At 71.1% G+C, this 13,520-nt stretch carries 14 protein-coding genes; 6 read left to right on the plus strand and 8 right to left on the minus strand.

Annotated elements, in window-relative coordinates:
- Positions 1-12: 12 nt before the first annotated feature.
- Positions 13-594, plus strand: a complete 582-nt coding sequence (locus ACIBF5_RS13775; protein WP_396811391.1) for a MaoC/PaaZ C-terminal domain-containing protein — start codon at positions 13-15, stop codon at positions 592-594.
- On the opposite strand, the gene ACIBF5_RS13780 is transcribed toward ACIBF5_RS13775, so the two are convergent.
- Both ACIBF5_RS13780 and ACIBF5_RS13785 read right to left on the minus strand, forming a co-directional pair.
- Positions 591-1,160: a PH domain-containing protein gene (locus tag ACIBF5_RS13780; RefSeq protein ID WP_396811393.1), complete on the minus strand. Its 570-nt coding sequence runs from the start codon at positions 1,158-1,160 to the stop codon at positions 591-593. The genes ACIBF5_RS13775 and ACIBF5_RS13780 overlap by 4 nt on opposite strands.
- A gap of 133 nt (positions 1,161-1,293) precedes the next feature.
- Positions 1,294-2,187, minus strand: a complete 894-nt coding sequence (locus tag ACIBF5_RS13785) for a biotin--[acetyl-CoA-carboxylase] ligase (RefSeq protein ID WP_396811395.1) — start codon at positions 2,185-2,187, stop codon at positions 1,294-1,296.
- 245 nt (positions 2,188-2,432) lie between these two features.
- On the opposite strand from ACIBF5_RS13785, the gene ACIBF5_RS13790 reads away from it, so the two are divergent.
- Entirely contained in the window at positions 2,433-4,022 is a 1,590-nt protein-coding gene (locus ACIBF5_RS13790; protein ID WP_396811396.1) for an acyl-CoA carboxylase subunit beta, read from the plus strand.
- Positions 4,023-4,051: 29 nt separating this feature from the next.
- Here the strand turns inward: ACIBF5_RS13790 and ACIBF5_RS13795 are convergent, their stop codons facing one another.
- The 4 genes from ACIBF5_RS13795 to ACIBF5_RS13810 all read right to left on the minus strand — a co-directional run bounded on the left by ACIBF5_RS13795 (position 4,052) and on the right by ACIBF5_RS13810 (position 7,738).
- The gene (locus ACIBF5_RS13795) at positions 4,052-5,368 is read right to left on the minus strand and encodes a hypothetical protein (RefSeq protein WP_396811398.1); all 1,317 of its coding nucleotides are present in this window, start codon (positions 5,366-5,368) and stop codon (positions 4,052-4,054) included.
- The gene (locus ACIBF5_RS13800) at positions 5,361-5,864 is read right to left on the minus strand and encodes a SigE family RNA polymerase sigma factor (protein WP_396811400.1); all 504 of its coding nucleotides are present in this window, start codon (positions 5,862-5,864) and stop codon (positions 5,361-5,363) included. Before ACIBF5_RS13800 ends, ACIBF5_RS13795 begins: the two co-directional genes overlap by 8 nt.
- Before the next feature lie 114 nt (positions 5,865-5,978).
- The gene (locus ACIBF5_RS13805; protein WP_396811402.1) at positions 5,979-6,953 is read right to left on the minus strand and encodes a ketopantoate reductase family protein; all 975 of its coding nucleotides are present in this window, start codon (positions 6,951-6,953) and stop codon (positions 5,979-5,981) included.
- 44 nt (positions 6,954-6,997) lie between these two features.
- The gene (locus ACIBF5_RS13810) at positions 6,998-7,738 is read right to left on the minus strand and encodes a M50 family metallopeptidase (RefSeq protein ID WP_396811404.1); all 741 of its coding nucleotides are present in this window, start codon (positions 7,736-7,738) and stop codon (positions 6,998-7,000) included.
- A 192-nt stretch (positions 7,739-7,930) separates the two neighbouring features.
- On the opposite strand from ACIBF5_RS13810, the gene ACIBF5_RS13815 reads away from it, so the two are divergent.
- Positions 7,931-8,578: a hypothetical protein gene (locus ACIBF5_RS13815; RefSeq protein ID WP_396811407.1), complete on the plus strand. Its 648-nt coding sequence runs from the start codon at positions 7,931-7,933 to the stop codon at positions 8,576-8,578.
- Between the two features lie 130 nt (positions 8,579-8,708).
- On the opposite strand, the gene ACIBF5_RS13820 is transcribed toward ACIBF5_RS13815, so the two are convergent.
- Positions 8,709-8,936: a hypothetical protein gene (locus ACIBF5_RS13820; RefSeq protein WP_396811409.1), complete on the minus strand. Its 228-nt coding sequence runs from the start codon at positions 8,934-8,936 to the stop codon at positions 8,709-8,711.
- 59 nt (positions 8,937-8,995) lie between these two features.
- Positions 8,996-11,182: a protein kinase gene (locus ACIBF5_RS13825; RefSeq protein WP_396811411.1), complete on the minus strand. Its 2,187-nt coding sequence runs from the start codon at positions 11,180-11,182 to the stop codon at positions 8,996-8,998.
- 194 nt (positions 11,183-11,376) lie between these two features.
- Between ACIBF5_RS13825 and ACIBF5_RS13830 the strand changes: the two genes are divergently transcribed.
- The 3 genes from ACIBF5_RS13830 to ACIBF5_RS13840 all read left to right on the plus strand — a co-directional run bounded on the left by ACIBF5_RS13830 (position 11,377) and on the right by ACIBF5_RS13840 (position 13,476).
- A complete protein-coding gene (locus ACIBF5_RS13830) occupies positions 11,377-11,604 on the plus strand; it encodes an acyl-CoA carboxylase subunit epsilon (RefSeq protein WP_396811682.1) in 228 nt (75 codons plus the stop codon).
- An 82-nt stretch (positions 11,605-11,686) separates the two neighbouring features.
- On the plus strand, positions 11,687-12,136 hold the full coding sequence (locus ACIBF5_RS13835) for a hypothetical protein (protein ID WP_396811413.1): 450 nt from the start codon (positions 11,687-11,689) through the stop codon (positions 12,134-12,136).
- Positions 12,136-13,476, plus strand: coding sequence for a hypothetical protein (locus ACIBF5_RS13840; RefSeq protein ID WP_396811414.1), 1,341 nt, complete (start codon positions 12,136-12,138; stop codon positions 13,474-13,476). Before ACIBF5_RS13835 ends, ACIBF5_RS13840 begins: the two co-directional genes overlap by 1 nt.
- Positions 13,477-13,520 lie beyond the last annotated feature (44 nt).

Consider the following 13,520-nt stretch of genomic DNA (forward strand, 5'->3'; position numbering starts at 1 on the left):
CCACCGTTGACCATGCCGTCGCCGACCGACCGTCGGGACGGCGTGCCAGTTCCGTCGCCCCGGTCCGGCACCGGCACCGAGGCCGACCTCTTCTTCGAGGACCTGACCCCGGGACGCTCCTTCGACCTCGGCGTGACCACGGTCGACGGGCCGGAGATGCTGGCCTTCGCGCAACGGTTCGATCCGCAGTGGTACCACGTCGACCCTGAGGTCGCCGCCGCGAGCCACCACGGCGGGCTGATCGCCAGCGGCTTCTACACGGTAAGTCTGTTCATGCGCGCGTACGTCGACCACGTGCTGTCCCGCGCCGCCGCCGACGCCTCCCCCGGACTGGAGGAACTGCGCTGGCTGGCACCGGTCCGGGCCGGTGACCGGCTCGCCGTCCGGCTCGACGTGATCGGTCGCAAGCCCTCCACCGCCCGACCCGGCCTCGGCACGGTCACCCTCGGCGCGAGCATGGTCCGGCTGAACGCGGACGACCAGCCGGAACAGGAAGTGCTCCGGACCAGGTTCCGCGGCTGGTTCGTCCTACGCGCCCCAGCCGCGACCCCGTCGACCGGCACCGGGCCGGCAGATCAGTACCCGGATTCCTAAGCCTTCTCGCGCAGCGGCTTGCCCTCTTGGACGTCCGCGAGCGCCTCACGCAGTTCGCCCTCACCGAGCGAGTGCTTGTCGTGATCGGCCTCCACCAGCTCGTAGAGCTTGGTCTGTACGTGGCCGACCTGGGGAATGTCGGTCAGCACCGTCTGTCCCCGCTCACCCGCTGACTCGATGGTCAACGTGCCGCAGCCGAGCAACCGCTCGACGAAGTGCTGGTTCATGGTGTGGTCGTTGACCCGGCCGAGCGGGATGTCCCGGCGGTCGAGGTGGAAGACGCCCTTCTGGAGCACGACCCGCTCGTTGGTGAACAGGTAGTGGGTGGTGCGCCAGACGAGGAACGGCCAGAGGCTGAGCCAGAGCACCAGCAGCAGGCCAAGACCGGCGATCACGTACAGGCCGATGGTCCCACCGTCGCCCTCGGGCAGCAGCACGGCACCGGCCACCACCGCCGCGATCGCCAGGACCAGCACCAGAACCGGCCGGATCAGGGCCTTCCAGTGCGGGTGCAGGTGCAGCACGACATGCTCGTCCGAGCTGAGCACATCTTCGGGGAAAGACACGCGAACCTCCTGTGATACGTCATTGTTCGCGCTGACCGTAGCGGCTGATGGTTACCGAGCGGGTCACCTGATGGTCGACACTCCCCGGAAGTGACGATGTACCGGTTCGGCATTCCGTGCCGGATTTTCGCGGTCACTCTCCGCGTAGGTGCAGTACGTCGCCCGCAGCTACCCGATGCTCACCGTCGGCTGCCGAAACCACCAACCGGCCCTCCGGGTCCACCGTTACCGCCGAGCCGACCAGGTCGTCACCAGCGGGCAGCAGCACCCGTACCGACTGGCCGACCGTCGCGCTGTGCCGCAGATAGGCCGCCCGCAGGCCAGAGGTCTCGACGTCGCCACCGGCGGCACGCCAACGCCCGTACCAGTCGGCGAGTGCGCGCAGCAGGGCCCGCAGCAGCGGATCTCGGTCGACCACGGCCGCGCCGGCCAGCCGCAACGAGGTGGCGGCCAGCCCGGTCGGATTGGTCGGCAACTCGTCGGCGCGCAGGGTCACGTTCAGCCCGATCCCGAGCACGATCGCCGGCGGGCCACCGACAACCGCCGCCGGCACCGCCTCGGCCAGGATGCCGGCACCCTTCGCCGCGCCAAGCAACAGGTCGTTCGGCCACTTCAACCCCGCCGCCACCGAGTCCGGCAACTCCGCCACCCGGGTCACCGCCTCGACCAGAGCCACCCCGGCCAGCAGCGGCAGCCAGCCGTACGTCGCCGGAGGCGCACCGGCCCAGTCGCGCTCGACGACCGGCACCCCCGGCCGCAGCAGGACGCTGGTCGCGATACCGGCCCTGGCCGGCGACTGCCAGCTCCGGCCCCGGCGGCCCCGCCCGGCGGTCTGCCGCTCGGCGACCACCACCAACCCTTCCGGTTCACCCGCCGAAGCCGCCGCGACCACGTCGGCGTTGGTCGAGCCGGTCTCGGCGCGCACGTCCAACCGGGTCCAGAGCCCGCCCGGGACAACCAGCGAGCGCCGCAGCCCACGGACGTCGAGCGGGGGGCGGTCAAGATCGGTGTACGGCGAGCCCGGCATCAGGCCAGCCTACGGCGCCCGTCTCCGCCCGTCGGCGACAGCGGGCGATACCCCCGGACGGGCCGGTGAGGCCAAGCCCACGTCGGCGGGCGGCGACGGCGGGCGGGCACATCGTTACGATCCAGGACTGGGCACGCGCGCGGAGCGGATGCCGTACGCGCCCGACCCGTCGGAACACGGACACCGCGAGCGCGAGCAGGAGCGAGGCGGGCCCCCGCGGTCGCGAGGAAAGGCAGACTACTGACGTGAGCGCCAGCAGCGAGGTCGAGATCGACATCCACAGCACCGCCGGCAAGCTGGCGGACCTGCAGCGGCGGGTGGACGAGGCGGTGCACGCCGGCTCCGCCCGTGCGGTGGAGAAGCAGCACGCCCGGGGCAAGAAGACCGCCCGCGAGCGGATCGAGATGCTGCTCGACCCCGGTTCCTTCGTCGAACTGGACGAACTGGCCCGGCACCGCTCCACCAACTTCGGGCTGGAACGCACCCGCCCGTACGGGGACGGCGTGGTCACCGGCTACGGCACGGTCGACGGCCGGCAGGTCTGCGTCTTCGCCCAGGACTTCACCGTCTTCGGCGGCTCGCTCGGCGAGGTCTTCGGTCAGAAGATCGTCAAGTTGATGGACCTGGCGATGAAGACCGGCTGCCCGGTGGTGGGGATCAACGACTCCGGCGGCGCCCGGATCCAGGAGGGCGTGGTCAGCCTCGGCCTCTACGGCGAGATCTTCTTCCGTAACGTCCGCGCCTCCGGAGTGATCCCACAGATCTCACTGGTGATGGGCCCGTGCGCCGGCGGCGCGGTCTACTCCCCCGCCGTCACCGACTTCACCGTGATGGTCGACCAGACCTCGCACATGTTCATCACCGGACCGGACGTGATCAAGACGGTGACCGGCGAGGACGTGGGGATGGAGGAACTGGGCGGGGCCCGCACGCACAACACCCGCAGCGGCAACGCGCACTACCTCGCCACCGACGAGGACGACGCGATCGACTACGTCAAGGCGCTGCTGTCGTACCTGCCCGCGAACAACATGGACGAGCCGCCGACGTACGCCGCCGAGGCGGAACTGGAAATCACCGACGCGGACCGGGAACTCGACACCCTGATCCCGGACTCGGCGAACCAGCCGTACGACATCCACCAGGTGATCGAGCACGTCCTCGACGACGGCGAGTTCCTTGAGGTGCACCCGCTCTTCGCCCAGAACATCGTGGTCGGCTTCGGTCGGGTCGAGGGTCGCCCGGTCGGTGTGGTCGCGAACCAGCCCATGCACTTCGCCGGCACCCTGGACATCGCCGCCTCGGAAAAGGCGGCTCGCTTCGTCCGCACCTGCGACGCGTTCAACATCCCCGTACTGACCTTTGTGGACGTACCCGGGTTCCTCCCCGGGACCGGTCAGGAGTGGGACGGCATCATCCGACGCGGCGCGAAACTCATCTACGCGTACGCCGAGGCGACCGTACCGAAGGTCACGGTGATCACCCGCAAGGCGTACGGCGGCGCGTACGACGTGATGGGTTCCAAGCACCTCGGCGCGGACCTGAACTTCGCCTGGCCGACCGCCCAGATCGCGGTGATGGGCGCGCAGGGGGCGGTGAACATCCTCTACCGCGCCGAACTCGGCGCCGCCGAGGACCCGGCCGCGTTCCGCGCCGCGAAGGTCTCCGAGTACGAGGAGACCCTGGCGAACCCGTACGTGGCCGCCGAGCGCGGTTACGTCGACTCGGTGATCGCGCCGGCCGAGACCCGCAGCCAGATCGTCCGCGCGCTACGGATGCTCCGTACGAAGCGGGAGACGCTGCCGCCGAAGAAGCACGGCAACATCCCGCTGTAACCGCGTTCCGAACGGGTCGCGGCCGGCGCTCAGCAACGCGGGTTCGCGAACGGGCAGAGCCAGGCCGCGGCCCGGGTGGCGAGCTGGCGCATGCGGGCGTCGTCGTAGTCGTACGACTCCAGCACGGCGACCAGGTCGCCGACCCGTACCACGGCGTAGAGGGTGACCGTGCCGACGTCGCCGACGCCCGTTGCCGGCGTGCCGGCGGGCGCGGTCACCTCCTGGCGTACCAGCAGTGACTGGGATCCGGCGAACCCGTCACCGAGCACCCGCAACGTGTGCCGCCCTCCGGTCCTGGCACCGGGATCGACCATGGAGACGGTGGCCCCCGGCTCGGCCGGGGACGACGGCTGTGACGGGTCGGCCGACGAGGGCGATGCCGGGGACGACGGGGCGGCCAAGGCCGACGGCGTGACCGAGGACGGCGGGGCAGAGGGGTCGGCGTTCGGTCGCGGGCCGCCGGAGGGGTCTGCGTTCGGTCGCGGGCCGGCGGAGGCGGCGCGACCGGTCAGCACCGCTGGCGGAACCTCGTACGAGGCGCAGGCGGTCACGACCCGGCGCGCCTCGTCGACCACCGTCCGGGCGGCAGGGTCGTCGGCGTACCGGGTCACCTGCTGGCTGAGCATCCGCACCCGCCCGTCCGATCCGTCCCCGCCGACGCTGTTGCCCCTGCTGAACAGGTAGTCGCGGTACGTCGCGACGCGCAGCCGGGCGTACTCCGGGCAGTAGTCGGCGAGGTGGAACGGCCAGAGGTCGGCACCAACCGAACCGCTGGTGTCGTAGCTGATCCGGAAGTTGAGCCCCAGGTCCGCCGGCTGGAGCAGCGCGACCGCCGGGATCCAGCCCTCGCCGCCCGGCGACACCGGCTCGCGGGAGGGGTCCGGCAGGTTCCGCTCCACGACCGGGCCTGAACCCGGCGCAACGGGCGGTCCGGCGACCGTCACCGGTCCCGTACCGGATCCGGCTGAACCGCCGACCAGGCCCCAGATCGCCGCGAAAACCAGCACGACGGCCGCCGGCGCGGCCACCGCGACCCGCTGGCGCCGACGTCGGCCCAGCGACCGGATCCGCTCCGGCGCCGGCCAGGTCACGCCGCCGAGCTCGGCGGCGAGTTGCTCGGCGAGCATCCGGGACTGCTCGGTCAGCAGTTCCGGCGGAACCGGGTCGTCGTCGGGCGGTGCCGTCGGCTCCGGCATCAACGCCGCCAGGGACTCCGGCAGTTCGTCCCGGGGCGGCTCTGCCGCCAGGTCCACCACCGGGTCGCCCGGCTGACCGGCACTCGGGCCGACCGTCAGCTCCATCGCCAGTTCCGGGTCCGGCACCCGCTCCACCCGACGCTCAGGCATCAGCGGCCTCCCCCAGCTCCACGACGGCCAACAAACCCGCCAGGGCCACCCGTCCCCGGGACAGCCGGGCCTTGACGGTGCCGACCGGGGCGCCGGTCTCCCGGGCCACCTCGGCCACCGGTAGACCGACCAGGTAGTAGAGGGCAAGAGCGGTGCGCTGTTCCTCCGGCAGGCGGCGCAGCGCCGCCACCACGTCGACCGTCTCGGTGCCCGGTCCCGGCGTGATGTTCTCCACGGCGCCGTGGCGCAGGTACGCGCGGGCGCGGCTGCGCAGGCTACGCCACCGGCTGACCGCGATCCGGGCCGCGACCACCCGTACCCACGACTCCGGGTCCTCGTACCCGCTCACCGTGGACCAGCGCTGCCAGGCCCGGATGTACGCCTCCTGTACCGCGTCCTGTGCCTCCGACAGATCACCGGTGAGCAGGTACACGTAGCCGAGCAGCCGTTGCCGGCTTCCCCGGTAGAACTCGTCGAACCCGCCGACGTCGGGCACCAGTTACCTCCCCTGGGCGTCGGAGGCTATACGCGCGGGACCAGCCGGTCGGTTGCCTGACGAGGCCGACTTTCGCTCGGGTTGGTGTGAGCGGGCCTCACGGTGGTGGTTCGCTCAGCCGAGGAGCTGGTCCGGCGGGAAACCGCCCGCCGGGATCCGCTCGCGCACCGCGCGGCGTACCGCGCGCTGCACCGCCGCGTTCACCGGAGTCGGCACCCCGTGCAGGCGTCCCAACAGGACGATCTCCCCGTTGAGATAGTCGGTCTCGGTCGAACCCGCGCCCCGGGCCAGGCTCTGCCAGGTCGAGCTTCCCGCCCGGGTACGGCCGGCAACCGGGCGTGCCTGTACGTTGTCCGCCCGGTCGGCCGCCTCCTCTTCGCGGGAGGTGTGTGCGATACCGGCCGCCGCGAGTGCGGCGACCCCCTCGGCGCGCAGCAGGTCACCCAGCCCCGGGTCGGCGTCGCGGCCGAGGAGGGCGTCCACCCCGTTACCGAGGTTGGCCAGCAGCTTGCCGTACTTCCAGCGCATCACGTCGTCCCGGACCCGGGTGACGAACCCGCTCTTGGTGAGTTCGTCCGCGATCTGCCGTACGCCTTCGTCGGCCCCGCCCGGGTAGGCGCCGAGCTGCAACATGCCGGAATGCGGGTGCCCCTCGGCGGTGATCACGCCCGGTTCGAGGAAGGTGGCCGGCAACCACAGACAGACCCCGTAGACCCGGTCGAAGCGACGCAGCGCGGCGCGCTCGTTCGCCACCCCGTTCTGGGCGGTCAGCAGCGGTAGCCGTTCGGCCGCCGTACCGCCGCCGGTCACCGGCGCTCCCGCCCACTCGCCGAGCGCCGCCTGGGTGTCCTGGGACTTGACCGTGAGCACCAGCGCCGTGTCCGGCGTCAGCTCCAACTCGTCCGCACCGGCCACCGCCGGCAGGGGGACGTTCCACTCGTTCTCCGGGGTGGCGAGGGTCAGCCCTCGGGCACGGATCGCCTCCAACTGGGCGCCACGGGCCACCATGGTCACGTCATGGCCGGCCAGGGCCAGCCGCGCGCCGATGGTGCCGCCGACCGCCCCCGCACCGATGATCACATACCGCACGTCCCCATTGTGCCCCTGACCAGCCGGGGTGGTGACGGGCGGGCTCAGAACGGCAGGTCGAGGGCGGCCAGGTGGGCGCCGGCCAGCAGGCTCGTACCGACGCCCAACGCGAGCAGGTTGACCAGGCCGAACAGGCCGACCCAGAAGATCGCCGGCAGGAAGGTCACCCCGGCGAGCTGGTCAGCGTCCGAGGCGGGCATCCGTCCCCGACGGCGCAGCGTCTGCAACTCGCCCACCGGCCGGATCCCGCCGATCAACAGGAACCAGACCCCGGTGTACGCGAACACGGCCTGCACCTGTGGGCCGGCGAACCAGGAGACGCCGAAGACCACGGCGGTGGTGACCACGATCGAGACGACGCCGAAGGCGTTGCGGATCATGACGAGCATGGCGAGCAGCAGCACCACCGCGACCCAGAGCAGCAGGGTGATCCGGTTGCCGCCGAGCAGCCAGGCTCCGGCGAGTCCGATCAGGGACGGTGCGACGTAGCCGGCGAGCAGGGTGAAGACCATGCCGGGACCGGAGGGGCGTCCGGCCGACAGGGTCAGCCCGGAGGTGTCCGAGTGCAGCCTGATCCCGTGCAGCCGTCGGCCGGTCAACAGCGCGGCCAGCGCGTGACCGCCCTCGTGGGCGATCGTGATGGCGTTGCGTCCGATCCGCCAGGGCAGCCGGGTCAGCACCACGACGAGCGCGACCAGCCCGGTCAGCAGTACGAGTAGCGGTGGTGGATCCGGTTGGGCGTCGAACAGCCGGTTCCAGACGTCGGTAAAGCCGTCGATCGACACAGCCGGGGAGCCTAGCCCACCTGGGCCAGGACATTGTCGGGCGACGGAACGACCCAACCCTCGGTTGACATGCGTTCACTGAGCGCTACGGCACATGAAGAACATTCAAGCGAAACGATCTGATCCGTCCGGCCGTGACATCCGTACCCAACGATGCTGCAACCGGGCAGCCGACGATCAAGGGAGCGGTGCATGCACAGGAGAAGCGGGACCACCGGCCGGGCGCGGAAGCTGCTCATCGGGGCAGCCGCGACGGCCCTGCTCGGCACCGCCCTGGCGGTCGGTACGGGAATGGGCAACGCGGGCGAGAACTGCAACGGCCTGGACACCGCGTTGCGCAACAACCTGAACTTCATCGCCGACCAGCGGGCCAACCCGGACGCGCTCGCCGAGGCCCGGATCGCGAACCGGCAGGCCGTTGTCGACCTCATCCAGCAGCGCCGCGTCACCGCTGGCTGCACCGCGCAGGTACACGCGGACCGGCCGGCCGCACCCGCACCCGCGAACCCGCCCGCCGACCCACCCGCGAACCCGCCGGCCGCGCCCGCCGACCCCGGTGGCGGCGATGTTCCCGCCGGCGCCCCCGGCAACGGTGAGGTCGTCTGCAAGGGATCGACGGTGACCCTGTTCAACGAAGAGGCCGCACCCGCCGCGTCCAGCGGTACGTTCCCGATCGGCACCACCCTGCGGGTCACGAACCTGGACAACAACAAGAGCACCACGGTCAAGGTGACCAGCCCGTCCGGCAGCTGTGTACTGCTCAACAACGCGGCGTTCGAGCAGGTCCGCGAGCCGGGCAAGTTCGTGGTCCGGCGGGCGGTGATCGAACGGGTCGGCTGAGCCGTCCGGATCCGACCACGAACAGCGGCAGCCGGAGCGGTCATCCCCTGCTCGGGGATCACCGGTCCGGCTGCCGTTGCGCTCCGCGACACCGCCGTGGGGCTGGTACGGGAGCCCAGCGGGGGCGCTCTCAGGCCCTCCGCCGGGCAGTCATCGGGGACCGTGCCACTTCCCTGGCTGGCACCGTGGGACGCATCAGTCGCCAGACGCCAACCACCCCGACGGCCATGGTCACGACGCTCGCGAGCGCGATCAGCGTCACCACGCCGAAACTCGCCAGGATCAGTGCGATGTCACCCACCGCGATCAGCATCCAGAGGGCCACGCTCGGCTTTGTCGTGCGTTGTCGGAAACTCATGTCGTACCTCCTTCCGTCGTCGGGTCAGCAGTACCCAGTCGGGAAGGAGGTCATGCGGATCAGTTCGGGGCGGGCAGGAATCCGTCCGAGATGAGCTTCAGTTCGTCCAGGTTGTCCTGCCAGGCCCCGGCCGGTGTCGACCAGTAGATCGCGTACCCGTGCTTCGGTCCGGTGACGAAACCCCGGTTGACCACGTGCAACGGATTGCCGGAGTCCGAGGTGTACGTCCACTCCCAGTCGGCGGCTTCGAGGAAGTAGTCGATCTTCTCAATCCGGACCCGCTTGTAGTCCCGGTAGCGACCGGCACGGGTCCGCGCCTCCTCCTGCCGGGTCCAGTCCGCGACCGCGTCCTTCTGCGGGCTGGGCGTCTGGTCGATCATGAGCAGGCGGGCGTTGTTCGGCTCGATGAACCTGACCGCGGTCGAGGTACGTTCCACCTTCCAACCGGTCGGCACCGGCACCGTGAACCCGGTCGGGTCCTTGTGCCAACTCCACCCGGCAGGCAGCGGACCCTGCCCACGCGTCATCGCCGGCTCCGACGCCGGCACGTCGGACGGCTCCGACACCGGGCTCGACGGTGCACCGGCCGGTGGCGCGGCGGGTGCGGTGGTGGGCGCCGGAGCGCCCGTGCCGGTCGGCGACGCCTGGGCGGACGACTGACCGCCCGGCTGGTCGGAGGACTTCGTGTCCGGATCCCGCAGGGCCAGTGGCACCACCACCGCCAGCGCGAGCAGGAGCAGCACGACCAGGCCACCGAGCAGCCACGCCTGTCGTCCCGTGAAGAAGGAACCCTTGTTCTCTGCTCCGGCGACAACCGGGCGCCCGAACGTACGGCCACGGTTCGGCGAGGAGCCGATCCCGGTCGGTCCGGCGGCGACCGGGGCCGGCGAGGTCGGTGCCGGTGCCGGTGCCGGTGCCGGTGCCGGCGTACCGTCGTCGACCGAGGCGGCGCCGATCGCGTACGAGGTCGGGGCCGGGGAGATCGGCGCACTGAGCTTCGTCGTCTTCTCCACCGACGCGGTCGGTGTCTCGGTCCGGTCCGCCTCCGTCGACTCAGCACCCGTCGACTCGGCACCCGTCGACTCGGCAGCCGCGGCGGGGGGCTGACCAGCGTCCTCGACCGTGGCACCGGGCCCATCCTGCGTATCGGGCGCGCCCGGGGCAGTGGGCTCACCGGTGGTCCCCGGCGTCTCCGTGGCGGCCCGGTCCGGCGCGCTCCCGGCGGCGCCGACCGCACCGGCGCCGGCTGCCGCCGTACCGATGAAGTCGGCGAACATGGAGGAAGAGGCCGAGTCCGCCGCAGTGGCCGGCTGGTCCGGTGCCGGCCGCGGCGCCGGCAGCGGCACCACCCTGGTCCGCGCCTCACGCGGCCCGAAGGGACTCGGACGGCGTACGCCGTCGAGCAGCGAAATGGCGCTACGCGCCCGCTTGTCCGTGGCCCGCCGCAACAACCGCTCCGCCACGTCGGCGGTGATGCGCTGCGCAGGATCCTTACGCAGCAACCCGTTGAGCACCGCCTTCAGCGGGCCGGCCCGCTTCGCCGGTGGCGGCGGTTCCGTCGCCAGCGCGGCCAGCGTCGCGATCGCCGAAGAACGGGCGTACGGCGACTGCCCCTCCACGGCGGCGTACAGCGTCGCGCCCAGCGACCAGAGATCCGCCTCCGGACCGGCCGTGCCGTCGCGCGCCCGTTCCGGCGCGATGTACGCCGGTGAGCCGAGCACCAACCCGGTACGCGTCACGTTCGGGTCGCCCGGCACGGTCGCGAGACCGAAGTCGGTCAGCACCACCCGACCGTCCTCGCCGAGCAGCACGTTGCCCGGCTTGATGTCCCGGTGCATCACACCGGCCTTGTGAGCGGCCTTCAACGCGCCGAGCACGCCCAGGCCGATCTCGGCGGCCCGACCCGGTGACACCGGACCATCGGAGGCGAGCGTGTCCTGCAACGAGCGGGACCGGACGTATTCCATCACGATCCACGGGTCGGCGTCGGTACGCAGCACATCGAAGATGCGGACCACGTTGATGTTGTTCAGCCGGGCGATGGCACGGGCCTCGCGCAACGACCGCTCCCGCATCTCGCGGCGCTCATCCATGGTCAGCCCCGGTGGCGGAACCAACTCCTTGATGGCTACATCACGGTGCAGCACCTCGTCGCGGGCGAGCCATACGCGCCCCATGCCTCCCTGACCGAGCGGCTCCACGAGCCGGTAACGGTCAGCTATCAATTGGGGGGGCGCCTCGGACATCCCGTGGACGGTACCCGGAGTGGAGCAAAGTCACACCAGCGGCACGCTCATGTGAGACGTACGCGGCCATGTGAGACGTACCTCGGTCGTCCGGTGCAACCTAACGGCACCGTCGATCCGTACACCCGCGCGTACGCCGTCGACGCGGCCCAGGTTGGCCGTCGTACCCTCGTCGTATGTCTGACCCTCGTCCCCTGCCCGACCAGGAGCCGGCGTTCCGGGTGGTGCGGGGCACCCCCACCGCCGAGGAACTCGCCGCGCTGGTGGGCGCCATCATGCTGCGGCGCCGCCCGGCCGCGCCGGGCCGTCCCGACACCGGCTCGACCTGGGTACGTCGGTCCCGCCCCGGCGCGGTCTCCGCCTCCGGACTGCCGGCCCGCACCGGCGTCGACGCGTGGCGCTGGTCCGGACTCCCCCGCTGACCGCACGGACGGGGCTGCTGAGAGCGGCCCGCTCCGACTAGCCTCGTACGGGCATGGCGTCGTGGCACCTGGGGAGGGACACATGGCGATTCCCGAGGAGGACCTTCCGCCAGCCTGGCTGCGTGACTACGGCGACATCGAAGCTGACATCAGCAAAATGGAGGAGTTCGCCGCCAACCTCGACGCCGAGGTCCGGCAGCACTACGCCCCGCACCTGGACTACCTGCGCGAGGACGTCACCGCCCCCGTACCGGACCCCGCGGCCGAATTCGTCGAGCTGCTCACGTTCCTGGAGACGCACCGGGCGATCCAGCAGGACAGCACGAACGTCGTCTTCCACTACCGGGACGCGACCGGTGGCTTCGCCCAGGCCGCCAAGGAGGTCAGCGAGAACTACGGCAAGGCCGACGCATTCGCCCTGGCGCGGGTGAAGGAGGTCGAATCCGCGCTGGACAAGACCTCGGCCGCCCAACTCCCCGAGCCTGGCACCGCCGCCCCGGCACCGGTCACGGACAACTCGGGAGTCTCCTGATGCTCATCGCCGACACCGGTGGCGACTACTCCGGCAGCACCAACTGGTTCAACTACGACGTCAAGCAGATGTGGAAGACGTTGGAGAACCAGGAGACCGACGGCCACTGGCAACGGGTGGCCGGCTGGCGGCGTACGCACGAACTGGCGGGCACGCACCTGTCGCGCCTGCGGGCGTACCGGGAAGGTCTGATCCAGGCCTGGCCGCCGGAGAAGAGCGCGGCGTCGAGGGCGTACGTCGAGCGACTGGACTACCTGATCGACAGCGTCGAGCAGTCGTTCGAGTCTGCCGTCGCCAACCGTGACGCCCTTTCCGGTGCGACCGGTGCGATCAGCGACGCCCGACGGCAACTCAGGAGCATCCACGACGAATACGTCCGCAAACTCGCCGCAAAAGAGGCGTACGAGCGGAAACTGCCGAGCGCGTCCGCAACGCCCTTGCCGACACCGACTCCATCGCCCTCGCCTGGTCCAGCCCCTACGCCGCCGGTCTCCCAGGCCGAACTGGACCGGCTCAACAACCGTGCCCGTTCGATCATGTACGGCCTCAGCAGCGAACTCGTCCAGGCCCAAGCCCAGCTAAGGCAGCCTCCGCCGTACCGGGGAGGAAAGCCTCCCGTACGGGATGCGGATAGCACCGACGTCTACGGCGGCGGGTCACCGCCGACGATCCCACCCGTGGTGCCGGTGCCAATCACCGCCGGATCGGGTCCTTCGATGCCCAGTGGTGCGGGTTCTGTCCAGCACATCGTGCCGGCGCCGACCGCGCCGTCCGTCGGCCCGATCCTCGGTAGCGCCGCGCCTGTCGCTCCCACCGTGCCAACCCCCTCCCTCACACCGCCCGCGATCACCCCTACCCCGTCCCCCGCTCCCGGTATAGGGACGGGTTTCCCGCCCGCGTTGTCCCCCACGCCGGGCGGATTCGGCACCCCCTACCCTGGGGCGCTCGGAACCACTCCGATAGCCGGCGGTCCCACCAAGCCAGCCGTCGGCGCAGTGGCGAACACTCCACGGGCGATGGCGCCAGGCGGGATGATCGGCGGCGTGCCAGCCGTGGGGCAACCCGGAGTCGGCGTTCCACCGGCCCGACAGATCAACCCGGTCGGCGGGATGATCGGTGGAGGCGTGGCAGGCGGCACGACCCCGATGGGCGGCGCGGGTCAACGTTCCGTTGTGCCACCCGGCAGCCGTCCTGGCCAGCATCGTGGCGAAGAAGGCAGCGTTCAGCACTGGGATCCCGACAACCCGTGGGAGACCAACGAAGGCATAGCTCCTGTCATACGGGCACCCAAAGATGCTGGCCAAATCGATCCCGGTCCCGCCATCGGGTTCGCTCGGTGACCCCTCGCGCGATTCGCGGGGCTACAGCCGTGCTCTGCGCGGCA

It is taken from the genome of Micromonospora sp. NPDC050417, assembly GCF_044458865.1.
In the GTDB taxonomy this organism is placed as follows: domain Bacteria; phylum Actinomycetota; class Actinomycetes; order Mycobacteriales; family Micromonosporaceae; genus Micromonospora_G.